The 24064-nt window shown below is 71.6% G+C and carries 20 protein-coding genes; 10 read left to right on the top strand and 10 right to left on the bottom strand.

Translation table 11 applies throughout. The features are described 5' to 3' along the window. Nucleotides 1-736: 736 nt before the first annotated feature. Complete coding sequence (hisS, locus tag WH85_RS36440; protein ID WP_083449527.1) at nucleotides 737-2059, bottom strand: histidine--tRNA ligase; 1323 nt, start codon at nucleotides 2057-2059, stop codon at nucleotides 737-739. A gap of 8 nt (nucleotides 2060-2067) precedes the next feature. Then, nucleotides 2068-2754, bottom strand: coding sequence for an MBL fold metallo-hydrolase (locus WH85_RS36445; RefSeq protein ID WP_045746679.1), 687 nt, complete (start codon nucleotides 2752-2754; stop codon nucleotides 2068-2070). A 144-nt stretch (nucleotides 2755-2898) separates the two neighbouring features. Here WH85_RS36445 and WH85_RS36450 point away from each other — a divergent pair, with 144 nt between their 5' ends. Together WH85_RS36450 and WH85_RS36455 are read left to right on the top strand one after the other, a co-directional pair. Next, a complete protein-coding gene (locus tag WH85_RS36450; protein WP_045746680.1) occupies nucleotides 2899-3765 on the top strand; it encodes a peptidylprolyl isomerase in 867 nt (288 codons plus the stop codon). 36 nt (nucleotides 3766-3801) lie between these two features. Beyond that, a complete protein-coding gene (locus WH85_RS36455; RefSeq protein WP_045746681.1) occupies nucleotides 3802-4629 on the top strand; it encodes a peptidylprolyl isomerase in 828 nt (275 codons plus the stop codon). A gap of 163 nt (nucleotides 4630-4792) precedes the next feature. Here WH85_RS36455 and WH85_RS36460 read toward each other — a convergent pair whose 3' ends face one another. Then, nucleotides 4793-5320: a PaaI family thioesterase gene (locus WH85_RS36460; protein WP_045746682.1), complete on the bottom strand. Its 528-nt coding sequence runs from the start codon at nucleotides 5318-5320 to the stop codon at nucleotides 4793-4795. A 74-nt stretch (nucleotides 5321-5394) separates the two neighbouring features. On the opposite strand from WH85_RS36460, the gene WH85_RS36465 reads away from it, so the two are divergent. The 7 genes from WH85_RS36465 (at nucleotide 5395) to WH85_RS36495 (ending at nucleotide 15234) form a co-directional block, all read left to right on the top strand. Continuing rightward, complete coding sequence (locus WH85_RS36465) at nucleotides 5395-5874, top strand: winged helix-turn-helix transcriptional regulator (protein WP_157411444.1); 480 nt, start codon at nucleotides 5395-5397, stop codon at nucleotides 5872-5874. Nucleotides 5875-5917: 43 nt separating this feature from the next. Next, nucleotides 5918-7501 carry an MFS transporter gene (locus tag WH85_RS36470; protein ID WP_045746683.1) on the top strand — a complete coding sequence of 528 codons (1584 nt, stop codon included), beginning with the start codon at nucleotides 5918-5920 and terminating at the stop codon, nucleotides 7499-7501. A gap of 58 nt (nucleotides 7502-7559) precedes the next feature. After that, the gene (locus WH85_RS36475; RefSeq protein WP_245674241.1) at nucleotides 7560-8360 is read left to right on the top strand and encodes a cyanophycinase; all 801 of its coding nucleotides are present in this window, start codon (nucleotides 7560-7562) and stop codon (nucleotides 8358-8360) included. After that, nucleotides 8357-11116: a cyanophycin synthetase gene (cphA, locus tag WH85_RS36480; RefSeq protein WP_045746685.1), complete on the top strand. Its 2760-nt coding sequence runs from the start codon at nucleotides 8357-8359 to the stop codon at nucleotides 11114-11116. Before WH85_RS36475 ends, cphA begins: the two co-directional genes overlap by 4 nt. A 392-nt stretch (nucleotides 11117-11508) precedes the next feature. Next, entirely contained in the window at nucleotides 11509-13434 is a 1926-nt protein-coding gene (locus WH85_RS51030; protein ID WP_045746686.1) for a serine/threonine-protein kinase, read from the top strand. Nucleotides 13435-13834: 400 nt separating this feature from the next. Then, a complete protein-coding gene (locus tag WH85_RS36490) occupies nucleotides 13835-14086 on the top strand; it encodes a hypothetical protein (RefSeq protein WP_045746712.1) in 252 nt (83 codons plus the stop codon). A 245-nt stretch (nucleotides 14087-14331) separates the two neighbouring features. Further along, entirely contained in the window at nucleotides 14332-15234 is a 903-nt protein-coding gene (locus tag WH85_RS36495; protein ID WP_045746687.1) for a sigma-70 family RNA polymerase sigma factor, read from the top strand. 291 nt (nucleotides 15235-15525) lie between these two features. Here the strand turns inward: WH85_RS36495 and WH85_RS36500 are convergent, their stop codons facing one another. The 7 genes from WH85_RS36500 to WH85_RS52505 form a co-directional block, all read right to left on the bottom strand. Then, complete coding sequence (locus WH85_RS36500) at nucleotides 15526-16266, bottom strand: urease accessory protein UreD (RefSeq protein WP_045746688.1); 741 nt, start codon at nucleotides 16264-16266, stop codon at nucleotides 15526-15528. Between the two features lie 15 nt (nucleotides 16267-16281). Continuing rightward, on the bottom strand, nucleotides 16282-16998 hold the full coding sequence (gene ureG, locus WH85_RS36505) for an urease accessory protein UreG (RefSeq protein ID WP_045746689.1): 717 nt from the start codon (nucleotides 16996-16998) through the stop codon (nucleotides 16282-16284). After that, nucleotides 16988-17635 carry an urease accessory protein UreF gene (locus tag WH85_RS36510; RefSeq protein WP_045746690.1) on the bottom strand — a complete coding sequence of 216 codons (648 nt, stop codon included), beginning with the start codon at nucleotides 17633-17635 and terminating at the stop codon, nucleotides 16988-16990. Before WH85_RS36510 ends, ureG begins: the two co-directional genes overlap by 11 nt. Then, nucleotides 17635-19353, bottom strand: coding sequence for an urease subunit alpha (locus WH85_RS36515; protein WP_045746691.1), 1719 nt, complete (start codon nucleotides 19351-19353; stop codon nucleotides 17635-17637). The genes WH85_RS36510 and WH85_RS36515 overlap by 1 nt, the downstream gene beginning before the upstream one ends. A 52-nt stretch (nucleotides 19354-19405) precedes the next feature. Then, the gene (locus tag WH85_RS36520) at nucleotides 19406-19810 is read right to left on the bottom strand and encodes an urease subunit beta (protein ID WP_045746692.1); all 405 of its coding nucleotides are present in this window, start codon (nucleotides 19808-19810) and stop codon (nucleotides 19406-19408) included. Beyond that, on the bottom strand, nucleotides 19807-20109 hold the full coding sequence (locus tag WH85_RS36525) for an urease subunit gamma (RefSeq protein WP_045746693.1): 303 nt from the start codon (nucleotides 20107-20109) through the stop codon (nucleotides 19807-19809). The genes WH85_RS36520 and WH85_RS36525 overlap by 4 nt, the downstream gene beginning before the upstream one ends. An 80-nt stretch (nucleotides 20110-20189) precedes the next feature. Further along, nucleotides 20190-20759, bottom strand: a complete 570-nt coding sequence (locus WH85_RS52505; RefSeq protein WP_045746694.1) for a TetR/AcrR family transcriptional regulator — start codon at nucleotides 20757-20759, stop codon at nucleotides 20190-20192. A gap of 47 nt (nucleotides 20760-20806) precedes the next feature. Between WH85_RS52505 and WH85_RS36535 the strand changes: the two genes are divergently transcribed. Next, complete coding sequence (locus tag WH85_RS36535) at nucleotides 20807-23962, top strand: bifunctional cytochrome P450/NADPH--P450 reductase (protein ID WP_045746695.1); 3156 nt, start codon at nucleotides 20807-20809, stop codon at nucleotides 23960-23962. Nucleotides 23963-24064 lie beyond the last annotated feature (102 nt).

Genomic DNA, 24064 nt, shown 5'->3' on the forward strand with positions numbered 1-24064 from the left:
CGGGAGGGTGGGAATCAGCCGTGAGCGACGGCTCGGGGTCACCCGGCCGTCGTCTGCGGTTGTTTTCGGCTCTCGGGTGGACCGTGGGCGACGGCCGGGATGGCCGGAACGCCACTTGACCTCTTCCGATCTTGGCGGCGGCTCCGGGGGCGCTGTGCCGTGCCGCGCCGTTGTGCCGCGCCGTGCCGTGTCGTGCGCCGTGCCGTGCCGTGCGCCGTGCCGTGCGCCGTGCCGTGCCGTGCCGTGCCGTGCGCCGTGCCGTGTCGTGCGCCGTGCCGTGCCGTGCGCCGCGCCGCGCCGCGCCGTGCCGTGCCGTGCTGCTTTGCCCCGTGCCGCCCCATGCCATGCCGTGCCGCGCCCTGCGCCCCGCGCTGCGTGCCGGGCCCTGCGCCCCGCGCTGCGTGCCGGGCACTGCGCCCCGCGCTGCGTGCCACGCCCTGCGCCCCGCGCCGCGCCGCCGCTGTGCCTAGTCGCCGCGTAGGCCGGGACTGGACGTGACGTCACCGTGTGCCGCTGACCGGTTGTTCCGGTATTCGAGCGTGGGAACATCGCCGTCCGGCCGCCGGCTGGGCACGGGCAGAGAGCGGCACCGCTGCGGGACGGCGGTCCGGCCTGTGGTCGTGGTACGGGACGAGCCGCCGCGGGTAAGCCCCGCGACGGCTCGGATGCGTTTGTGGTGGGTGTGGGCGTACAGGATGAGGAGCGGGAGAAGCGCGCCTCGCTGGACCGGAAGGGGTCAGGCTCCGGTGATGCTGGGGTGGAGGTCCGCGGTCGGCGGGGTCCAGGTTGCGGGGTCGGCTTCGAGCTGGTCGCCGGTGCGGATGTCCTTGACGGTGTCGGGGTCGCCGGGGAACCAGACGTAGGGGATGCCGCGCCGGTCGGCGAACTGGATCTGCTTGCCGAATTTGGCGGCTGACGGTGCTACTTCGGTGGGGATGCCGCGGCGGCGCAGGGCGGTGGCGATGCGCTCGCAGTCGGTGCGCTTGTCCTCGCTGGGGAGGGCCACGACCACGCAGGTCGGTACGGAGCGGGAGACGGTCAGCGCGTTCTGGCCGAAGAGCAGGCCGAGCATGCGGGAGACGCCGATGGAGATGCCGACGCCGGGGAAGCGGGTGTTGCCGACGGAGGCGAGGTTCTCGTAGCGTCCACCCGAGCAGATGGAGCCGAAACGCTCATATCCCTGCAGCTGGGTCTCGTAGACGGTGCCGGTGTAGTAGTCCAGCCCGCGCGCGATCTTCAGCTCGGCACGGACCAGGCCGGGGGAGTGTTCGGCGGCGGTCTCGACCACCTGGAGCAGCTCGGACAGTCCCTCGTCGAGCAGCGGGTCGTCGACGCCGAGCGCCCGCACCCGGTCCACGAACGAACCATCGGATGCCGAGATCTCGGCCAATCTCAGACATGCCGCTGCCTGCGCGTCGGTTGCACCGGCCGTCTCGACCAGAGCGGCAGCGACCTTGTCCGGGCCGATTTTGTCCAGCTTGTCGACAGTGCGCAGCACCTGGGCGGTGTCGGCGAGCCCGAGTCCGCGGTAGAAGCCCTCGCACACCTTGCGGTTGTTGACCTGGATGGTCGCGGCGGGGATGGGCAGCGACCGGAACGCGTCCCCGATCACCAGCGGCATCTCGGTGTCGAAGTGGAACGGCAGGGTGTCCCGGTTGATCACGTCGATGTCGGCCTGCAGGAACTCGCGGTAGCGGCCCTCCTGCGGGCGTTCGCCCCGCCACACCTTCTGGATCTGGTAGCGCCGGAACGGGAACTGCAGCTTCCCGTGGTTCTCCGTGACGAACCGTGCGAACGGGACGGTCAGGTCGAAGTGTAGACCGAGTTGATCATCGGAGGAGCCGGACGACGCAGCGCCGGAGTCCTCCTGCAGGCGGCGCAGGAGGTAGACCTCCTTGGACGTCTCGCCCTTGGAGAGCAGCGTGTCCAGCGGCTCGACGGCCCGGGTCTCCAGTGGTGCGAAGCCGTAGAGCTCGAAGGTGGAACGGATCTTGTCGAGCGTGTACTGCTCGATCATGCGCTGCGACGGCAGCCACTCGGGGAAACCGGAAATGGGCACTGGAACTCCTACAGGAAGCGGCCGGGCGCGGCGGTCAGATCCCGCAGGTACGGGTTAGACGCGCGCTCACGGCCGATGGTGGTGGCCGGTCCGTGGCCGGGCAGCACGACGGTGTCGTCGGCCAGCGGCAGGATCTTGTCCCGCAGGCTGGTCATCATCGTCGGGGTGCTGCCGCCCGGCAGGTCGGTGCGCCCGATCGAGCCGGCGAAGAGGACGTCGCCCGAGAAACACACCTCGGACTCCTCGTCGCCGGGCAGGCGGAACAGCACCGACCCGCCGGTATGGCCGGGCGCATGGTCGACGGTGATCTCGAGTCCGGCGATCGACAGCGTCGCGCCGTCGGTCAGCTCGGCGACGTCGTCGGGTTCGGAATATTCCAGCCGGCCACCGAAGAGTGAACTCAGGTCGGCGCTCAGCCCCTTGGACGGGTCGGCCAGCATCTCCCGGTCGGCCGGGTGCACGTATGCGGTGACTCCGCGGGCGCCGCAGACCGGGGCGACCGAGAACGTGTGGTCGAGGTGGCCGTGGGTGAGCAGCACGGCCGCCGGGGACAGCCGGTGCTGGGCCAGCACCTCGTCGAGGCGGTCGAGCACGCCGATGCCCGGATCGACGATCAGGCACTGCTCGCCCGGACCTGCGGCCACCACATAGCAGTTGGTGCCGAAGGCCTCGGCCGGGAAGCCGGTGACGAGCACGGTGGCGACCTCTCTGGAGCGGGTGCAAATCGTAACGAGCCTAGCCGGGCGGCCGCACACCACTTTCTCAGGAGGTACCCGTACACTCTTGCGGGCGTGTGGCGTGCCGCACCCCTTGACATGCACAGGGAAGGACAGCGTTCGGTGGCTTCCAGCAAGGACCGGCAGCGCAAGCTCGCGCGCGCGAAATTCGACCGGCAACAGGTCCGCCGGGCCGAGCGGGAGCGCCGCCGTCGCAGGGTCACGGCGGGCGTCGGCATCAGCCTCGCCGTCGTGCTCATCGCGGCTGGTGGCGCCTGGATCGGTGGCGCTTTCGACAGCGACGACAGCGGTAGCACCGAGGCGGTGGACATCTGCGCCTGGACGCCACAGGACGCGGGCAGCAACCCGGCCCTCAAGGACGTCGGTGAACCGCCCACCAAGGACATCCCGGAGACGGGAACCGAGACCATGACGATCTCCACGGACAAGGGTGAGCCGATCTCGGTGGCCCTCGACGTGGCGAGCGCGCCGTGCGCGGCGGCCAGCCTGTCCTACCTGGCGGGCAAGGGCTTCTACGACAACACCGAGTGTCACGAGATCACCGCCGACGGCGCGCTGCGCTGCGGCGACCCGGCCGGCACCGGTCAGGGCGGTCCGACCTACTCGTTCTACGACGAGAACGTGCCGGTGCGCCCGGAGCCCAGCGCGAGCGCGGCGACGGGCACGACGAACACGGTGCTCTACCCCAAGGGCACCGTCGCCCTGATCGGCAACCCGCCGGGGGCGAACAGCAGCCAGTTCCTCGTTTTCTTCAAGGACTTCGCGCCCGCCGCCGACGTCGAGCCGGAGTACTCGATCGTCGGTCACGTGACCGGCGGTGTCGCCACCCTGGACAAGATCGGCAAGATCAAAACCGAGGCGAACAGCGCCGGTGACGAGGTCAAGCCGTCCGAGAAGATCACCATCCAGACTCTGACCGTCGGCGCGAGCGCCGCCGGTGCGGCCCCGTCGGCCAGCGCCCAGTCCTGACTTCGTGAAGGCTTAAGACCCAGCAGGAGGAACACCGTGTCGTCGATCAAGGACCGGCAGCGCGCGGCGGCGCGGGCCCGTCTCGAAAAAGAGATGGCCGAGCGCTCGACGGCCGCACGTAAGCGTCGCCAGCGTCAGGCGATCATCGGGTCGGCCCTCGCGGTGGTGGTCATCGTGGGAGCCGGACTCTGGATCAGGGAACTGGTCAGTGACGACGACGACAAGACCAGTGCCGCGGCCCCCCAGGCCGGCACCGTGAGCTGCACCTGGACCCCGTCGGACGAGGCCACCGGTGGCAAGGTCAAGGACGTCGGCACCCCGCCGACCACGGTGCCGAACACCGGCACCGGCACGCTGACCTTCGACACCAACCTGGGCCCGATCGTCGCGGCGGTCGACCTGGCGAAGGCTCCGTGCACCGGCGCCAGCTACAAGTACCTGACCGAGAAGAAGTTCCTCGACAACACCAAGTGCCACCGTCTGGTGAACGAGGACTCCTTCAAGGTTCTCCAGTGCGGTGACCCGTTCGCGACCGGCGACGGCTACCGCGAGACCGACGGCACCGGCGGCCCGAGCTACACCATGGCCGAGGAGAACCTGCCGACCGACACCGAGAAGCCGTACCCGGCGGGTTCCATCGCGATGGCCAACACCGGCCAGCCGGGCAGCACCGGCAGCCAGTTCTTCATCTGCTCGGAGGACACCTCCCTCCCGGCGAACTACACCCTCCTGGGCAGCATCACCAGCGGCCTCGACCTGGTCAAGGACGTGGTCAAGGCCGGTGACGACGGCGCGTTCGCGTCCTCGGCCGGTGGTGGTCACCCCAAGAAGGAACTTCTGATCAAGACCATGACCTGGTCCTAGATCTCACGGGAGAAGGGCGGCCCCTGGTGGGTCGCCCTTTTTCGTGGGTACGAGCCACACCTACCCGGAGAAATCCGACCGTCCCGGGGTGGCCCCAGACGGTTCGGCCGTTTCACCGCCGGGGGCTCACTCCCGTCCGTCCTCCGTGGCCGGTGGGCCTTCCTCAGGCGGGCGGCAGGTCGAAGAGCATGCAGGTCGAGGTCGCGTGGGCGATCAGCCGGCCGGCCGCGTCCGTCAGCCGAGCCTGCGCCAGGGCGGTCCGCCGTCCCCGCTGGAGGACCTCCCCGGTGCAGGTCAGCCGCCCGGATCCGATGGTCACGGCGCGCAGGAACCTCACGTTGAGGTCCATGCTGGTGTATCCGACGCCGGCCGGCAGCGTGCTGTGCACCGAACACGCGGCGGCGGTGTCCAGCAGGGTGGAGATGATCCCGCCGTGCACCGTCCCCAGCGGGTTGTAGTGGAACTCCTGCGGGTCGATCTCGACGGTGATGCTGCCTTCCCGGGCGTGGAACCCGGCGACGTCGATGAGCCGCATGATCGGCGGCGGCGGGAGTTCTCCGGATGCCATGGCGAGCATCAGCTCCAGGCCGCTGCGCTGCCCGAGCAGGCTCGCGTGTTCCGCCGGGTCGGACCACTCGAACGTCCGGGTCCGCCGGTCGGCGGCGGTGGCGGCATCCTGAGTCTGTGTCATGGACGCAGGCTGTCACGGGCCCGCTGAGTCTGTCAATCAGACCTAGCCTGCGGGCAGGCGCTAGCCTCGACGGCATGGTGGACCCGCTCGACCTCGACGTCGACAACTGCACGATCGCCCGGGCCATGGAGATCCTGGGGGAGAAGTGGACGATCGTGGTGCTGCGCGAGGTGTTCACCGGCATCCGGCGCTTCGACGACATGCGGGTCCGCACGAAGATCCCCCGCCAGGTGCTGGCGAACCGTCTGGCCGGCCTGGTGGAGCACGGCGTGCTGCGACGCGAGCCCTACCGGGAGCCGGGTGCCCGGGAACGCCACGAATACCGGCTGACGGAGAAGGGCTTCGACCTCTACCCGGTGCTGATCGCCCTGGCCGGCTGGGGCAACCGCCACCTGGCCGACCCGGAGGGCCCGCCGATCGAGTACGTGCACCGCGACTGCGGCGCGAAGGTCCACCTGGAGACGCACTGCGCCGCCGGTCACGTGATCGACGACCGTCGTGCCGTCCTGCCGCGCCCCGGTCCAGGCACCAGATTGCGCGATAAAAACCGATAAATGGGGGTGGAGCGGCGCAACCGGCGGTCGATAGGTTCACGCGGTGACCGACGCGAAGGAACACGACGGAGCCTGGGCGCCACTGCGGGAACCCGTGTTCCGCGGGCTCTGGATCGCGGTGCTGGCCGGCAACCTCGGCACCTGGATGCAGACCGTCGGCGCACAGTGGCTGGTCGTCGGTGAGCCCGGCGCGGCGACCTGGGTGAGCCTGGTGCAGGCCGCCACCGTGCTGCCGGTCCTGCTGTTCGCGCTGCCGTCCGGGGCGCTCGCGGACGCACTGGATCGGCGGCGACTGCTTCTCGGCGTACAGATGACGATGCTCGTGATCGGGGTCGTCCTGGCCGTGCTCGCGGGCCTGGACCGGATCGCGCCCCCGGTCCTGCTGGTCTTCACCTTCCTGCTCGGGGTGGGACAGGCGCTGACTCTGCCCGCCTGGCAGGCCGTCATCCCGGAGATCGTGCCGCACGACCGGCTGCCGGCCGCGTCCGCTCTCGGTGCCGTCAACACCAACCTGGCGCGTTCCGCGGGCCCGGCCGTCGGCGGTCTGCTGGTGGCGCATTTCGGGTCGGCGACCGTGTTCGCTCTCAACGCCCTGTCGTTCGGCGTGTTCGCCGTGGCGCTGCTGCGCTGGCGGCGGGAACCGCAGGCGGTGCCGCGGATGCCGGAGCGGTTCGGCGCCGCGGTGAAGGCCGGCGGGCGGTACATCCGCTATCACCCGCAGGTCCGGCAGATCCTCACCCGGGTCGCCGTCTTCGTCCTGCCCGGCAGCGTGGTGTGGAGTCTGCTGCCGCTGGTGGCCCGTGACCGGCTCGCCATGGGCGCCCGCGGTTACGGCGTCCTGCTCGCCGCCCTGGGCGTCGGCGCGATAGCCGGCGCCCTGGCGATGCCCCGGGCCCGCCGGCTCCTGCGCACCAACCAGATGATCGCCGGGACCGGTCTCGCCTACGGGGCCGCGCTGCTGGTCACCGCCACGGTCCGGCATGTCGTCCCGGTGGTCCTCGCCCTGGTCGTTGCGGGCCTGGCCTGGATGATGCTGGTCTCCCGGATGAACGCCGCGATGCAGCTCGTGCTGCCGAACTGGGTGCGGGCCCGGGCCCTGGCCGTCTATCAGCTGGTCTTCGCCGGCGGTCAGGCCGCCGGGGCGCTGGCCTGGGGTCAGGTCGCCGAGCATCTGGGGCTGGTCCCCGCGTTCACCGCGGCCGGTCTGCTGGTGTTGGCCGGCGCCGCGACGGTACGCCTGCTGCCCGTGCACACCCACGAGGACGACGACCACACGCCGGCGATCTACTGGCCGGAGCCGCACCTGATGTTGCAGCCGCACCTGGATCGCGGGCCGGTGCTGGTGACCGCGGCCTACCGGGTGCCGGAGGAGAACCGGTCCGCGTTCGTCGCCGCGATGGACGGTGTCCGGCTGTCCCGGCAGCGGACCGGCGCGACGCAGTGGGGCCTGTTCCGGGACGGCGCGGATCCGGCCGCGTTCGTCGAGGTCTACCTGGTGCCGACGTGGGAGGAGCATCTGCGTCAGCACCAGGGGCGGCTGACCGGGGACGACGAGAAGGTGGAGACGCACGCGGTGGCGCTGGCGGAGGGCCCGGCACGGATCACCCACCTCTTGCATGCCGATTAGCCGGATGTTTCGGTTTTGTTCCGATTAACCTCGTAGGTACCCCGAACGAGGAGGATCGGTGGAGGGCAGTGGCCGGCTTTTGATCATGGGCGGCGCGGCCGGACCGGCGCTGCTCGTCCGGTTCGTCGAGCTGGCCGGGGGACCCGGCGCCCACATCGTGATCATCGCGACGGCCAGTGAGTCGCCGGAGACCGCCGAGGCCGCGTACGCGCAACGATTCGCCGCCGCCGCGAGCGTCCGCCCCCTGCGCCTCTCCACCCGGTCCGAGGCGAACGCCCCCGGCGTCGAGGCGGTGCTGCGCGCCGCGACCGGGGTCTTCTTCACCGGCGGCGACCAGGAACGGATCACCGGCGTGCTGGGCGGCACCGCGACCGACTCGCTGCTGCACCAGCTGGTCGCCGAGGGTGCCCTGGTGCTGGCCGGCACCAGCGCGGGCGCCGCGATGATGTCCGGCACCATGATCACCGGGGGCGACCGGCCGGGGGTGGCCGCGGACAGCGTACGGACCGGCCCGGGGCTCGAGTTCCTGCCCGGTCTGCTGATCGATCAGCACTTCGCCCAGCGCGGACGGCTGAACCGGCTGCTCAGCGCGGTCGCCCGGTATCCGCACGAACTGGGCCTGGGCATCGACGAGGACACCGCGATCCTGACCGACGGCAATTGTTTCGAGGTCCTCGGCAGCGGCGCGGTCACGGTCGTCGACGCCGGGGCGGCCACCGAGATCCGGGTGCCGCCCGCCGGGCCGATCGCGCTGACCGGGGCACGCATCCACGTGCTGCCGGCCGGCTACACCTTTCATCTGACGCGCCGCGGACCGGTCACCGGCACGCGTGATCCGGAACGGGAACGAGCCGCATGAAGATCGAGAGTCTGCGCCGCCTCCGCGGCCCCAACGTCTACCTGTCCCGGCCCGCCGTGGTGGCCCGGCTGCACCTGGAGGAACTCGCCGGCCGGGAGACCGCGGACGTGACCGGGTTCACCGAACGTCTGCTGCGTGTGCTGCCGGGACTCGCCGAGCACCACTGCGCCGCCGGGGTACCAGGGGGGTTCGTCAGCCGGCTGCGCAACGGCACCTACTTCGGGCACGTCACCGAGCACACCTGCATCGAGATGTCCCAGCTCATCGGCCGGGAGATCAATTTCGGCCGGACGGTCGGTGCGGGCGAACCCGGTGTGTACGACGTGATCGTCGAGTGCCCGGCCGACGAGTCGCCGCTCTCCCCGGTACCCGGCGAATTGCTGCGGGCCGCCGCCGAACTGGTCCAGGAGGTGCACGACGGGCACGGCTCGTCCGCGCCGGCGCTGGCCCAGCGCCTGGCCGGGCTGGCCGCGCTCGCCGAACGGGAGGCGACCGGCCCGAGCACCCGGTCGATCATCGCGGCGGCCCGGCGGCGGGGCATCCCGGTGGAGCGTTTCGACGACCTGAGCCTGATCCGGCTGGGCTGGGGCATCCGCCGCCGGCTGGCCTGGGCGGCGATGACCGACCGGACCAGCGGCGTGGGCGTGGACATCGCCGGCGACAAGCACGTCACCCGGCGGCTGCTCGGCGAGGCCGGCATCCCGGTCGCCCCGGGCGGCGCGGCGGACAGCCCGGCCGACGCGGTACGCCTGCTCGCCGACCTGGGCGCCCCGGTGGTGGTCAAGCCCCGGCACGGCCGGCAGGGCCGGGGCGTGGCACTGAACCTGACCTGTCCCGCCGAGGTGGAGGCGGCGTGTGCCGCGGCCGGCGGCGACATGGTGGTGGAACGCCAGCTCGGCGGCCGGGACTACCGGGTGCTCGTGGTGGCCGGCGAGGTGGTCGCCGCCGCCGAGCGGGTCGCCGCGCACGTCGTCGGCGACGGTTCCGCCTCGATCGCCGAGCTGGTCGAACGGACCAACGCCGACCCACGCCGCGGTGTCGGCCACTCCCGGGTGCTGACCCGCATCGTGGTGGACGACGTCGTGCGGCGGGTGCTCGGCAGGGAGGGCCTGACCCCGGAGACCATCCCGGCCGACGGGGTGACCGTCTGGCTGCGCGACAACGCGAACCTCTCCACCGGCGGGACCAGCCGGGACGTCACCGACCAGGTGCACCCGGACGTGACCCGGCTCTGCCGCCGGGTCGCGGTGCTGGTCGGCCTGGACATCGCCGGGATCGACCTGCGGCTGCCGGACATCGGGTCGCCGGTCCCGCCGACCGGCGACCCGGACCTGGTGACCGCCGGGGTGATCGAGGTGAACGCGGTGCCGGGGCTGCGGATGCACCTGGCGCCGGTGCACGGCCGGGCCCGGGACGTCGGCGACGCCATCGTGCGGGCGATGTTCCCGGGCGGCTCGGACGGGCGTATCCCGACCGTCGCGGTCACCGGGACCAACGGCAAGACCACCGTCACCCGGCTCACCGCGCACCTCCTCGGCGCGGGCGGTGCCCGGGTCGGCGCGACCTGCACCGACGGCGTCTACGTGGACGGGCGCGCGGTCCAGGTCGCCGACGCCACCGGCCCCCGGTCGGCACAGATGGTGCTCGGCGACCCGCAGGTGGAGGTGGCCGTGCTGGAGACCGCACGTGGCGGCCTGCTGCGGCGCGGGCTCGGCTACGACTGGTCGGACGTCGGCGTGATCACCAACATCACCGCTGATCACCTGGGGCAGGACGGTCTCGACTCGATCGAGGACCTGGCGCACGTGAAGGCGGTGGTGGCCGAGCGGGTCCGGGACGGCGGCACGCTGGTGCTCAACGCCGACGACCCGTGGGTGCGGACCATCGCCGTCCGCCCCCGGGTGCGGGCCGACCGCAAACGGCTGGTCTGGTTCGGGCTGGACCCGGAGAACCCGGTGATCACCGAGCACCTGGCGCGGGGCGCCACGGCGTACGTGCTGCACGACGGCTGGCTGGTGCAGGCGACCGGGGCGCGCCGGACCCCGCTGGTGCGCCTGGCCGAGGTGCCGGGGGCGTACGGTGGCGCCGCCCTGCACGTGGCGGCGAACACGCTCGCCGCCATCGCCGCGGCCCGGGCACTGGGTGCCCGCCCGGAGACGCTCGTCGACCGGCTGGGCGAGTTCGACGCGACCGTCGACAACCCGGGGCGGGGCACGCTGTTCCGGGTGGGCGACGTCGCGCTGTTCGTCGACTACGCGCACAACCCGGCGGCGCTGGCCGCCACACTGCGGACCCTGCACCGGCTGTGGGGCGCCGAACGGTGTCTGGCCGCGGTCACCCTGCCCGGCGACCGTCGGGACGATCTGCTGGCCGCGTCGGCGCAGGTGCTGGCGGACGGGGTGACCCGGGTGGTGCTCTACGAGGACACCGATCCGCGGGGCCGGGAGCGCGGTGAGGTGGCCGCCCTGGTCGAGCGGGAGATGCGGGCCCGCCGTCCGAAGCTGAACGCGATCCAGGCGTCCGGGTTCCGGGAGGCGGTGACCGCGGCGGTGCGGCTGGCGGCGCCGGGTGACGTGGTGCTGGCGATCTACGAGAAGTGGGCGCCGATGCGGGCGTTCCTCACCGAGCTGGGTGCGGTGCCGGCCGGGAGCGCGCCGATGGGGGCCGGTCCGGCGCTGCCGGTGTCGATCGCGTACGGGGCGACGGCTCCGATCGCCCGGTCGCTGACGGCGTCGCATTCCCGGGTCCATCAATGACAGATCTTGGACACTTTCGATCTCTCTCCGTAGCGATATATTGACCGATCGTGAACTCTGCTCCGCGGGGCCGGTCCCGCATGTTGGGCCGAAAGATCCGACGAAGCGGGCATACCCCGCGCTGACCGATGGCACAACGTGTCCGGCTGGTGGCGCAACGGTCAACCGGTGTGGGTGATCTTCGAGGCACACCCGGCTCACGCTGCCCAACTGTCGGTAACGAGCCCCTGGTAGATCGCTTGGTGACGGGTCGAACCCGTGACCGATAGGGACTAACATCCACGCCGTCGATGGGGGATGCTCGGGGTCCGATGGTGAGCCCGACTCGCCCGGCGTCGGGCGGCATGGCGGTGCGGCCCGGTGTTCTTCTCGAAGCGCGCATGTGGGGGCACATGAGCACGACGGACCTGCCCGGTCCGGGATTGCTCGCCGGTCGTTACCGACTGGTCGAGCGTCTCGGCGCCGGCGGGATGTCAGTGGTGTGGCGAGGGTTCGACGAAGTGCTGGGGCGTCAGGTCGCCGTCAAGGTCCTGCCGCCCTCCACCAGTGCCGATCCCTCGTTCCGACGCCGACTCCGGGCGGAGGCGCAGGCCGCCGCCCGGCTGACCCACCCCAACATCACCAACGTCTACGACTACGGCGAGGCCACCACCGCCGACGGCGAGCCGGTGCCCTACGTCGTGATGGAGCTCGTCGACGGCGAGTCGCTGGCGGCTGTCCTGGCCCGGGTCCGGATGCTGCCGTGGCCCAGCGCGGTGCGGATCAGCGCCGAGGTCGCCGCCGCCCTGGCCGCGGCGCACTCGCGGGGCATCGTGCACCGCGACGTCACCCCGGCCAACGTGATGCTGACCCCGGGCGGCGCCAAGGTGGTCGACTTCGGCATCTCGGCCCTGATCGGGGAGAACGACACCGATCCGGACGGCAGCCTGATGGGCACCCCGGCCTACCTGGCGCCGGAGCGTCTCGAGGGCGGCCAGGTCAGCCCGGCCACCGACGTCTACGCGGTCGGCCTGCTGATCTACCGCATGCTGATCGGCCAGCTGCCGTGGGACGTCGGCACCACCACCGCACTGCTGCGCGCCCATCAATACACCGAACCCGAGCCGCTCCCGCCGGTCGAGGGACTGCCGCCGGCGGTGGGCGCGCTGATCGCCCGCTGCCTGGAGAAGCAGCCCGCCGACCGGCCGCCGTCGGCCGAACTGGCGCATGTGCTGGCCGGTCTCGCGGCCGGTGCGCCGTCGGTCACCTCCGGCTTCGACGCCGACTGGGAGGACGGCGAGGACACGTTCATCCTCCCGTCCGGTTACCCCTATGCCGGTTTCGGCCAGACCGCCGACAACGACGCCCCGACCGGGTCGCCGGACGCGGCCAACCCGGTCCCGGTCCCGGAGCCGGCGCCGCCGCCGTTGCGGCGCAGCGTCGCGAGCGCACCCGCCACCGCACCGCCGGCCCGTCCGTCCCGTCCCGGCCGGCGGCACGTCGCGCTGCGCCGGATCGTGGTGGTCGGCGCCACCGTGGCGATGCTCAGCGGCCTCACGTACGGCTGGACCGCGATCGGCCAGCCGCACGACGACAAGCCGGCCGGTGCGGCCGGTGGCGTGACGAGCGCCCCGCAGCCCACCATCGTCCCGGTCTCCGACGACTGCGTGGTCAGCTACGCCGTCTGGTCCGAGGCGAACGGGCGGTTCAAGGCCCAGGTGACCCTCGCCAACCGGACCGACACGCCGGTCACCGACTGGCACCTGTGGTTCCTGATGTCCGGCGACCAGACCGTCTCCGGCAACGGCAAGGTCGACCTCGACCAGCAGGGCCCGGCGGTGGACATCAGCTCGACGAAGGCACTGGGCGCTCAGCGCACCGCCACCATGCAGATCACCGGGCGGTTCGTGGAGAGCAACGCGGCACCGCTGGTCTTCAAGCTCAACAACCAGACCTGCGAGACGTATGTTTCGAGCACCCCGGGCGAGCCGTCCCGGCAGGTCGAGCACCTCTCCGACGGCCACATCCGGCTGGGCACCACCAGCACGCCCTCCGGCGGGGTCTCGATCGACCCGGACGGCAACGTGCACATCACGCCCACGCCGGTGCCGAGCCGGTCCAGGACGCCGCGTCCGCCGGTGAAGCCGGTGCCGAGTTCGTCCGGCTCGAAGTCGCCGACCGGAAAGCCGTCGATCTCGATCGAACCGGATCCGCCGCCGACGTCGGCCTCGCAGAACCCGCCGGACGGCGATCCGACCGAGAGCACCTCACCGCCGCCCGATCCGGGCACGTCACTGGAGGAGTGCGATCCGGCGGACTGTTCCGTCAGCGGCGAGTGAGCCGGGCAACGGAGCGGGTGCCGGCCGGGGAACGGAGCAGGGCTGGCCGAAGAGCGAAGCGGGTGCCGGCCGGGGAACGGAGCAGGGGCTAGCCGAAGAGCGAAGCGGGTGTGGGCCGAAGAGCGAAGCGGAGAGTGAAAGGCGGCGATCGGGCGAAAAAGAGCAGGCCACAGGACCGATCGCCGCGATACGGTTGACCGGACCGACACGCGCTCCCGCTCTGAGCCGCGCGGTGGACGACGACGGGCCTGTTCCGCTTCGGCGCCCCGATCGCGGCACTCTCGCACGGCGTGGCTGCCGGCCGGTGGGACATCCGTGGGGAAGATGGGCCGAGGCGGTCCGTGCCCCTGTGGGTGCATGCCCGGAGTTCAAGCAGGTCGTCGACATCGGGGAGTTCGACATGATCAACACTGTGAAGGACCTGGCTGCGGAGGCGCTCTTCGTCTCGTTTCTGCAGCCCTCGGAGAGTCCGACACGTCAGACGGTGGAGGAAGCCATCACCACCATGATCCTGCGGCACGGCAGCGACGGGTGCGCCGCCGGTGTGGCCACCGAGTTCGGGGATCACCCGGATGCCGCCGTGCGCCGGATGACCTGGGTGCAGGAGGAGCTCGCCGTCGTGCTCGCGCCGAGGACACCGGCGCTGCACTGACGTGTCCCCCCGGGGTTTGTCCACGCCTGCTCGCCGGACAAACCCCCGGACCCGGGACTACGGTGAGCCTGGGCACGCCCGTCGAGGCGTGCCGGTTCCATATCGGCCTCCGGCAAGACTGAGGCTTTTTGTGAAAAAACTCCATAAAAGCAACCGAGTTCGGGCCACGCTGCACCCAACGGCGACCACTGTTCTCCTCGTCAGCCGGCATCACCACGCCGGTTAACCCCAGCGAGGAGGACCACGTGACCACCACGACCGAACTCCCCGCCACCATCGGCACGACGCCCGACGCGCCCTCCGCGCGCGACATCGAGGACCTGATCCGCGAACACATGCCGATGGTTGGCCATCTGGTCCGGGAGCTGCTCAACCGGGTACCCGGCCATGTTCACGCCGATGACCTCTCGTCCGCCGGATTCGCGGCCCTGCTCGGCGCGGCCCGTTCGTTCGACGTGAGCCGCGGCATCCCCTTCCACCGCTTCGCCGCGGTGCGGATCCGTGGTGCGTTGCTCGACGAGTTGCGCGGCCAGGACTGGGCGAGCCGTTCGGTGCGGGCCCGGGCGCGGCGTGCCGCCACCGCCCGGCAGGAACTCACCGCCGCGCTCGGCCGCACGCCGAGCGACGCCGAGGTGGCCGAAGTGCTCGGCATCGGCGTCTCGGAACTGGCGAGTGTCGAGGACGACGTGCAGAAGGCGTCGCTGCTCAGCCTGCAGGGCTTCCCGACCGGGGCGGCCGAGGAGATGGTTCCCGAGCTGTCCGACGGCCCGGAGGACCTGCTGCTCAAGCGGGAACGGCTCGGCTACCTGCATCAGGCGATCCAGGCTCTCCCGGAGCGTCTGCGTCAGGTGGTGGAGGAGTCGTTCCTGCAGGAGCAGCCGTTGAGCGAGGTGGCGGCACGGCTCGGGGTCACCGAGTCCCGGATCTCCCAGTTGCGGACCGAGGCGTTGCGCCTGCTCCGTGAGGGACTGAACAGTTCGCTCGCCCCGGAGCTGCTCACGGTGACGACGGGCGGCCCGCGCACCCGCAAGGGGTGTCTGCAGCGCCGTCGTACCGAGTACTTCGCCAAGGTGGCCGAACAGGGCAGCCTGCGCACGCGCCTGGCGTTGACGGACAGTCACGGCGTACCCATCGCGGCCGCCGCCTGACCGCGCTCTCTCTGCGGCGAGGGCGGTCGTCTGCCGCCCTCGCCCCAGGATCAAGACCGTGTGGGGTACGCCCACACCTCCCACAGAAGCGGTCCGGCCGTCCCGGGGCTGACGATGGGGGCCGGCCGTCCCGCCCCGACGTCCACAGGCACCCTGGTCCGGCCCGCACCACGACCGAGCGCCCCGCACACGACGGCGTTCCGCTGACGGCCACGCCGAGCGCCCCGCACACGACGGCGATCCGCTGACGGCCACGCCGAGCGCCCCGCAGACGACGAGTCCGCGACTGCTTCACGCCGCGACGAGCGCCCGCGAACAGTAGGGATCCAGCGCGTCCTTGACCCGCCGGCTGTCCGCCCCGACCGCGGTCACCAGGTAAGCCGGCCCGGCCAGTGGCATCACCGCCGCGTCGGCCCCCATCACTCCCGCCGTCGCGGACACCCCCGGCCCGGCGACCACGATCGTCCCCACCGCCCGGCCCTCACCCAGCACCGCGGCCCCCGACCACCCCGGCGCCCGGGGGCCGGCGGTCAGCTCGTGCCGGTAGACCGTCGTTCCGGCGTACCCGATGATGACGTCCGTGTGCACGTCGCCGGAGTCCTCGCCGTGCCGCCCGCAGACCAGGTCGTCACGCCAGAGCACCGTCCCACCCGCCTCGACCGTGACCCGGGTCTCCACGATGTGATCGGATCCGGCCGCGGCGATCAGCGGCTCCGGCATCCACCGCAGCACCCCGCCGTCCGCGACCGACGCCGTCACCGTCATCCGGGATGCCGGCGCCGCCCGTCCGGGGAGCGCCAGCTGGGCCGCCACGCTGAGCATGTCCAGCGCGGCGCCCGGTCCGACGGTGATGTCGAGGCGCAGTTCGTCGCCGCGCAGGGGGCCGGCGGCCCCGCCGACCAGGTGCACGGTGGCCGTGCCGGACCGCGGGCCGGTCTGCCGCAGCAGCAGTGGCGATTCGCCGCGCAGGACGGCGAGCCGGGTCCCGCCGCGCCCGTCCGCCTCCGCGACGACGCGGGCCTCAGCGCGCACGACGTGTTCCCCGGTTCAGGAGACGACGGCGGCGTCGGTCCGGGCCGCGATCAGCCCCCGGATCCAGTCGGCGACCGGAGTGGCGGCCTTGTCCTCGGCCAGCGACAGGAACACCGTGGGCAGTTCGTGCCGCCGGGCCTTGGCGTCCCGGTCCATCACCGCGAGGTCCGCGCCCACCATCGGCGCCAGATCCGTCTTGTTGATCACCAGGAGGTCGGCCGTGGTGACGCCGGGGCCGCCCTTGCGGGGCACCTTGTCGCCGCCCGACACGTCCACCACGAAGATCTGCTGGTCGATCAGGCCCTTGCTGAAGGTGGCGGTCAGGTTGTCGCCGCCGCTCTCCACCAGCACCAGGTCCAGCGGGCCGAGTGTCGCCTCGAGGTCTTCCACCGCGTCCAGGTTCGCCGAGATGTCGTCCCGGATCGCGGTGTGCGGGCAGCAGCCGGTCTCCACCGCGCGGATCCGCTCGGCCGGCAGCACCCCGTTGCGCAGCAGGAAGTCCGCGTCCTCGGTGGTGTAGATGTCGTTGGTCACGACGGCCAGCCGCAACTCCTCGCCGAGGGCCCGGCACAGCGCCGCGACCAGCGCGGTCTTGCCCGAGCCGACCGGTCCGCCGATGCCGATCCGCAGGGCGCGGGGGCCCGCGTGCAGCGGCTCGTGCGGATCCACCCCGGGGTCGGGGTGCGTGTGCGGAACCTCTTCAGGACCGTGTTCATGCAGTTCAGGATGCAAAGAGACGCACCTCCCAGGTGGCGTGGTGCTCGGCGCCGATGTCGAGCAGGGGAGCGCCCGCGGCCGGCAGATCGTCGACCGCGTCGCCGCACCGGTCCGCGGCCTGTGCCGCGATCCGGTCACAAACAGGGGCGAGCCGCGCCAGCAGCGCGTGCACCGCATAGGGGTCGAGCCCCAGCAGCCGGACCCCCGCGCTGGCCGTCCCGGTCGTCACCCCGTGGGCGGCTGCGACGGCCGCTTCGAGGGGCTGGAGTCCGGCCGCCGCGGCGAGGGCGCCCAGGGCGACGGGCTGGTGGGGTTCCCGGCCGGTGTGCGGGGAGACCGGCCACATCGCCCGTCCCGCCCGGAGCAGGGCCCGGCCCTGGGCCCGTGAGGCCTTGCGCAGCGCGGGTGACGGGGTCCGGGCGTCCATCCCCGCGTCGAGTTCGCCGCAGCGGCGCACGTCCGCGCAGGTCGCGGCCGCGAACGCCGCCGCGACCAGCCCGCTGGTGGCGAGCTTGCCGTGCAGGAAGCCCTCCAGGCCGGTCACGTCCCGGACCCGTCCCGCACTGATCTGCGGTTCGAGCCCTCCGGAGTGCGCGTGCCCTCCGGAGGGGAGCCGTCCGTCCGCCAGCAGGAGCAGGGTGGCCAGGCTCATCAGAAGAGGAAGTACCGCTGAGCCATCGGCAGTTCCGACACCGGCGACGGTTCGATGACCTGGCCGTCGATCCGCACCTCGAACGTGTCGGCGGTGACCTCGATCCGCGGCATGGCGTCGTTGAGCGGCATGTCGGCCTTGCCCACGGACCGGGTGTCGGCCACCGGCACCAGGGCCCGTTTGACCCCGATCCGGTCGCTGAGCAGCGCGTCGATGGCGGCCGGCGCGACGAATGCCAGCGAGGTCTGCGCGGGCACCACCCCGTAGGCGCCGAACATCGGCCGGGGAAGCATCGGCTGCGGTGTGGGGATGGAGGCGTTGGCGTCGCCCATCTGCGCCGAGGCGATCATGCCGCCCTTGAGGACGAGCGCCGGCCGTACGCCGAAGAACGCCGGATCCCACAGCACCAGGTCGGCGAGTTTGCCGGGTTCGACCGAGCCGATCTGCGCGGCCATCCCGTGCGCGACGGCCGGGCAGATCGTGTATTTCGCGACGTAGCGTTTCGCCCGGTTGTTGTCCGCGGGACCGTCGCCGGCCAGCGATCCGACCTTGTCCTTCATCACGTGCGCGGTCTGCCAGGTACGCGTGACGACCTCGCCGACCCGCCCCATGGCCTGCGAGTCCGAGCCGATCATGCTGATCGCCCCGAGGTCGTGCAGATAGTCCTCGGCCGCCATCGTCGACGGCCGGATCCGGCTCTCCGCGAACGCGAGGTCCTCCGGCACCGCCGAGTTCAGGTGGTGGCACACCATCAGCATGTCGAGGTGTTCGCTGAGCGTGTTCCGGGTGTACGGCCGGGTCGGGTTGGTCGACGACGGCAGGATGTGCGGCTGGGACGCCACCGTGATGATGTCCGGCGCGTGCCCGCCGCCGGCCCCCTCGGTGTGGTACGCGTGGATCGACCGTCCCGCGATGGCCCGCAGCGTCTCCTCCACGAACCCGGCCTCGTTCAGCGTGTCGGTGTGGATCGCCACCTGCACGCCGGACGCGTCGGCCACGCTCAGGCAGGCGTCGATCGCGGCCGGGGTCGTCCCCCAGTCCTCGTGCAGTTTGAATCCGCCGGCTCCGCCGCGCAGCTGTTCCCACATCGACTCGGTGGACATCGTGTTGCCCTTGCCGAGCAGCAGCACGTTGATCGGCCAGGTGTCCAGCGATTCGAGCATCCGGGCCAGGTGCCAGGCGTTCGGGGTGACCGTGGTGGCCTTGGTGCCCTCGGCCGGGCCGGTCCCGCCGCCGATGATCGTGGTGATGCCGCTGGCCAGCGCGGTGTCCAGGATGGTCGGGCTGATCAGGTGCACGTGGCTGTCGATCGCCCCGGCCGTGATGATCTTGCCGTTGCCCGCGATGATCTCGGTGCTCGCGCCGATCACCAGGTCCGGGTGGACACCGTCCATGGTGTCCGGGTTGCCGGCCTTGCCGATCGCCACGATCCGGCCGTCCCGGATGCCGATGTCGGCCTTGACGATGCCCCAGTGGTCGAGGATCACCGCGCCGGTGATCACGGTGTCCGGGGTGCCCTCGGCCCGGGTGGCCCGGGACTGCCCCATCGACTCGCGGATCACCTTGCCGCCGCCGAAGACGACCTCGTCGCCCGGCCGCGGGCCGGCGCTGAGGTCCTCTTCGATCTCGATGAACAGGTTGGTGTCGGCGAGCCGGATCCGGTCGCCGGCGGTCGGCCCGTAGAGGGCCGCGTAGCGACTGCGCTCCAGGGAAGTCATCGGTGTCCTCCGCTGTTGCTGGGGCCGGCGGCGGAAGAGCCACGTGAGTGCGTCATCGCGGGCTCCCGTTGTGTGCGCCCTCGCCGGTGTCCTCGTCCAGGCTCCCGGCGGGTTCGATGTCGGCGGGGTCGGCCGCCGCCGCGGCGGCCCGGTCGAGTTCCCCACCGGCCAGCCCGCGCAGGCCCGGGACGATGCGGCGGCCGGCCAGCGGCACCAGCGTCACGTCGCGGGGGATGCCCGGCTCGAAACGGACCGAGGTCCCGGCCGGCACCGCGAGCCGGTGTCCCCAGGCGGCGTCCCGGTCGAATTCCAGAGCGGCGTTGGACTCGGCGAAGTGGTAGTGCGATCCGACCTGGACGGGCCGGTCACCGGTGTTGCGTACCGGAAGGCTCAAAACCGGCCGGCCCGGGTTGATCACGATGTCCCCGGTGCCGAACACGACCTCGCCCGGGATCACGAGATCGGCCCGTGCACGGTGACGAGCTTGGTGCCGTCCGGAAAGGTCGCCTCGACCTGTACCTCGGCCAGCATCTCGGGCACCCCCTCCATGACGTCTTCGCGGGTCAGCACCCGGCGGCCGGAGTCCATCAGCTCGGCGACGGTCCGGCCGTCCCGGGCGCCCTCGAGCAGGAAGGCGGTGATGATCGCGGTCGCTTCGGGATAGTTGAGCTTCAGGCCTCGGTCGCGACGGCGCTGGGCGACGTCGGCGGCGACGTGGATGAGCAGACGGTCCTGCTCATGCTGGCTGAGGAACAAAGGGACCTCCTGAATGCGCCCCGGAATGCTCGCAGCTGGAAGTTTCGGACGTGTTTCTCGATCAAAACACGTGTATCGCCTCAGATCCGGGCGGCCACGCCGTCGATCAGCAGTTCCACTGCCAGCCGGAATCCGGTGTCGTCGGCCTCCCCGGCGCCGATGAGCCGGCGCATCGTCCCGTTCACCTCGGTGTGCAGCAGGCCGCCGACGAGTACCACGAGGACCGCCCCGGTCTGGTCCACCGTGTCGTCGGGCAGTCCGGCGCCGTGCAGCACCGAGCGCAGCGACCGCCACATCGGCCCGTCGCGCTGGATGAAGTCGTCGGCCGCGAACGAGTGCCGGATCAGGTGGGGATGGGCGAGGCTGAGTTCGCGGAACGCGCCGGCCAGTTCGCGCAGCTGGTCCTGCCAGGTCCCGTCGGTGGGCACGATGTCGCGGGCCCCGTCGGTGACCATCCGGGTGATCCCGTCGAGCAGCGCCGCCTTGTTCGCCACGTGGTGGTAGAGCGACATCGGGTTCACCCCGAGGTCGGCCCCCAGGCGGCGCATGCTCAGCGCCTCGACGCCGTCGGCATCGACGATCCGCAACGCCGCTCGCAGGATCGCGTCCTTGGTGAGACGCCGATCACCGGACTTTGTACCCCCAGCCATACGCCGTATGGTAGCGCCATACACCGTATGGCTGAGGAGGTTCCCCCGTGACCGCCGAAATCCCCGCCCCACGTGGTCTGCCCATCGTCGGCAACGGACTGCAGATCCCGGCGGAAGGCTCGTACCGCTTCCTCGCCGATCTGGCCGCCGAACACCCCGACGGCGTCTTCAAACTGAACCTCGCCGGCCGGCATGTGGTCTTCGTGCACGACCCGGACCTGGTCGCCGAGGTGTGCGACGAGACCCGGTTCTACAAACCGATCGACCCACCACTGGCGCACGTGCGCGACTTCGCCGGCGACGGACTGTTCACCGCCCGCGGCGAGGAGGAGGTCTGGGGCCAGGCCCACCGGATCCTGCTCCCGGCGTTCAGCCAGCGGTCGATGAAGGCGTACTTCCCGCAGATGCTGGAGATCGCGGACGACCTGGTGGCGGCCTGGTCGGACCGCACCGAGGTGGACGTCACCGACGACATGACCCGGCTGACGCTGGACACCATCACGCTCGCCGGATTCGGCCAGAAGTTCAAATCCTTCGACAAGCCGGAACTGCACCCGTTCCTGGAGGCGATGGGCCGGGCACTCACCGAGGCCATGCACCGGACCCGGCAGCTCCCGGTGGTCACCGGCCTGAAGAAGAAGGCCGACGCGGCGTACCAGGCCGACATCGGCATCATGCAGGAGCTCGTCGACGAGGTGATCCAGCAGCGGCGCACCAGCGGCGAGAAGGCGAACGACCTGCTCGGCCTGATGCTCGGCGCGGCCGACCCGGTCACCGGCGCTGCGCTCTCCGACGAGAACATCCGCAACCAGGTGCTCACCTTCCTGATCGCCGGGCACGAGACCACCAGCGGCACCCTGTCGTTCGCGCTGCACCTGCTGCTGCGCAACCCGCACGTGCTGGCGCAGGCCTACGCCGAGGTGGACCGGCTGCTGCCCGGCGACACGGTGCCGACCTACGAAACGATCATGAAGCTGGACGTGATCCCGCGGATCCTCGACGAGACGCTGCGCCTGCTCTCGCCGATCCCGGCGATCGGCCTGGCCAGCCGGGAGGCCACCACGCTCGCCGGCCGCTACGAGATCCCGGCGGACCAGAAGATCGCGGTGCTGCTGCGTCCCCTGCACACCAACGCGTCCGCCTGGCCGGACCCGGAGACCTTCGACATCGACCGGTGGACCACCGAGGGCAAGGCCGGGCACCATCCGCACTCGTACAAGCCGTTCGGCAACGGCGAACGGGCCTGCATCGGCCGGCAGTTCGCGCTCACCGAGGCCAAACTGGCGCTCGCGATGATCCTGCAGCGGTTCGCGATCACCGACCCGGTGGGTTACCGGCTGCAGATCAAGCAGGCCCTGACCATCAAGCCGACCGACTTCCGGCTGCGGATCCGGTCCCGCCAGGATTACGAACGCATGGTCTTCGGCGTGGACCCGGTCGCCGCGGCCACGGCCACGCCGGTGGCGGAGATCAAAGCCTCGGGGGTACGCCTCCGTGTCGCCTACGGCTCGAACCTCGGCACCTCCGAGGACCTCGCCCAGCAGCTGGCCGACCGGGCCCGGCGCTCCGGGTTCGCGGTGACCGTGCAGACCCTCGACGAACTCGCCGCCGACCTGCCCACCGACGGCCTGCTGACCGTGGTCACCTCCAGCTACAACGGCAAGGCACCGGACAACGCGCAACGCTTCGACGAACTGGACATCCCGGACGGTGCGCTGACCGGGGTCCGGTTCGCACTCCTCGGCAACGGCAACACCCAATGGAACACCTACCAGGCGTTCCCGAAGCGGGTGCAGGACAAGCTGACCCGGGCCGGCGCCGCGGCGATCGTGGAACGGGGCGAGACCGACGCGTCCGCCGACTTCGACGGGATGGCCACCGCCTGGCTCGACGGGCTGTGGACGGCGCTCGCCGCCGACTTCGGCGCCGAGTCCACCGCCGTCCCGGCCGGACCGCGGTTCGTCGTCGAAGTGCTCGGCGAGGACCGGGTCCGCCCGGCGGTGGTGTCGGCGCAGGCGTACCCGATGACCGTGGTCGCCGTCGACGAACTGGTCAGCGACCCGGCCGGGCTCACCGACTTCACCGCCCGGGCGCCCCGCCCCGGCGTCAAGGCGGTCACCGTGCGGCTGCCGGAGGGCGTCTCCTACGCGGCCGGCGATCACCTCGCGGTCTATGCGAAGAACGAACCCGACCTCGTCGACTGGGCACTGCACGTCCTGCGGGTACGCGCCGACCTGGTGATCAGGATCGGCCAGGACGGCGAGCGGCCGACCGGACTCCCGATCGGTGTCCCGATCACCGCCGGACTGCTGCTCACCGAGTTCGTGGAACTCCAGGAGCCGGCCACCCGCAGCCAGATCGCCACTCTCGTCCAGCACACCGAGTGCCCGTGGACGACCAGACAGCTGACCGGCTGGGCCACCGACGACGTCGCCTACACCGACGAGGTCCGGGCCAAGCGCCTCTCGATCCTCGCCCTGCTGGAGCGGTTCCCCGCGATCGAACTGCCCTTCGGCGTCTTCCTGGAACTGGTCGGGACCATCCGGCCGCGGTTTTACTCGATCTCGTCGTCGCCACTGGCCGACCCGTCGCTGGCGACCATCACGGTCGGCCTGGTGGACGGTCCCGCGCTGACCGGGAACGGCCGCTACCGGGGCATGTGCTCGCAGTACCTGGCCCGTCTGACGCCCGGCGACACCTTCTTCGGGCACGTCCGGGTGCCGGCGCCGCCGTTCCGCGCACCGGCCGACCCGGGCGTGCCGATGATCTTGATCGGTCCGGGCACCGGCTTCTCACCGCTGCGGGGCTTCCTCCAGGAGCGGGCGGCACTGGCGACGCGCGGTCCGGCACTGCTGTTCTTCGGCTGCCGGCACCCGGAGCACGACTGGCTCTACGGCGACGAGATGCGCCGGTGGGCCGACGACGGCGTGGTCGACCTGCGCCTGGCGTTCTCCGGCAAGGCGGACCACCCGCACCGGTACGTCCAGGACGCGCTGGCCGCGGCCGGTGACGAGGTGTGGGAGCTGCTGTCCGCCGGCGGTCACGTCTATCTGTGCGGCGACGGCGCCCGGATGGCCCCGGCGGTCCGCGCCGAACTGCTCGCGCTGCACCGGAGCCGGGCCGGCTCGACGGATGCCGAAGCCGAGGCCTGGCTGAGCGACCTGGAGGAGTCCGGCCGCTTCCAGCAGGACGTCTTCGCCTGACCACACCACCAGGGGTGTGGTGATTTGGGGTGTGCAGCGCGCCCGTAGTCACCACACCTCCACGGGTGTGGTGATTTGGGGCGTGCAGCGCGCCCGTAGTCA

Source organism: Actinoplanes rectilineatus, assembly GCF_000962825.1.
GTDB lineage: Bacteria > Actinomycetota > Actinomycetes > Mycobacteriales > Micromonosporaceae > Actinoplanes > Actinoplanes rectilineatus.

Bases quoted from the DNA above. Each gene is read 5' to 3' on its own strand.
- WH85_RS36460 (WP_045746682.1), bottom strand. From the start codon at position 5,320: ATGACACAGACTCAGGATGCCGCCACCGCCGCCGACCGGCGGACCCGG.
- WH85_RS36465 (WP_157411444.1), top strand. From the start codon at position 5,395: ATGGTGGACCCGCTCGACCTCGACGTCGACAACTGCACGATCGCCCGG.
- cphA (WP_045746685.1), top strand. From the start codon at position 8,357: ATGAAGATCGAGAGTCTGCGCCGCCTCCGCGGCCCCAACGTCTACCTG.
- WH85_RS51030 (WP_045746686.1), top strand. From the start codon at position 11,509: ATGAGCACGACGGACCTGCCCGGTCCGGGATTGCTCGCCGGTCGTTAC.
- WH85_RS36490 (WP_045746712.1), top strand. From the start codon at position 13,835: ATGATCAACACTGTGAAGGACCTGGCTGCGGAGGCGCTCTTCGTCTCG.
- WH85_RS36510 (WP_045746690.1), bottom strand. From the start codon at position 17,635: ATGAGCCTGGCCACCCTGCTCCTGCTGGCGGACGGACGGCTCCCCTCC.
- WH85_RS36515 (WP_045746691.1), bottom strand. From the start codon at position 19,353: ATGACTTCCCTGGAGCGCAGTCGCTACGCGGCCCTCTACGGGCCGACC.
- WH85_RS52505 (WP_045746694.1), bottom strand. From the start codon at position 20,759: ATGGCTGGGGGTACAAAGTCCGGTGATCGGCGTCTCACCAAGGACGCG.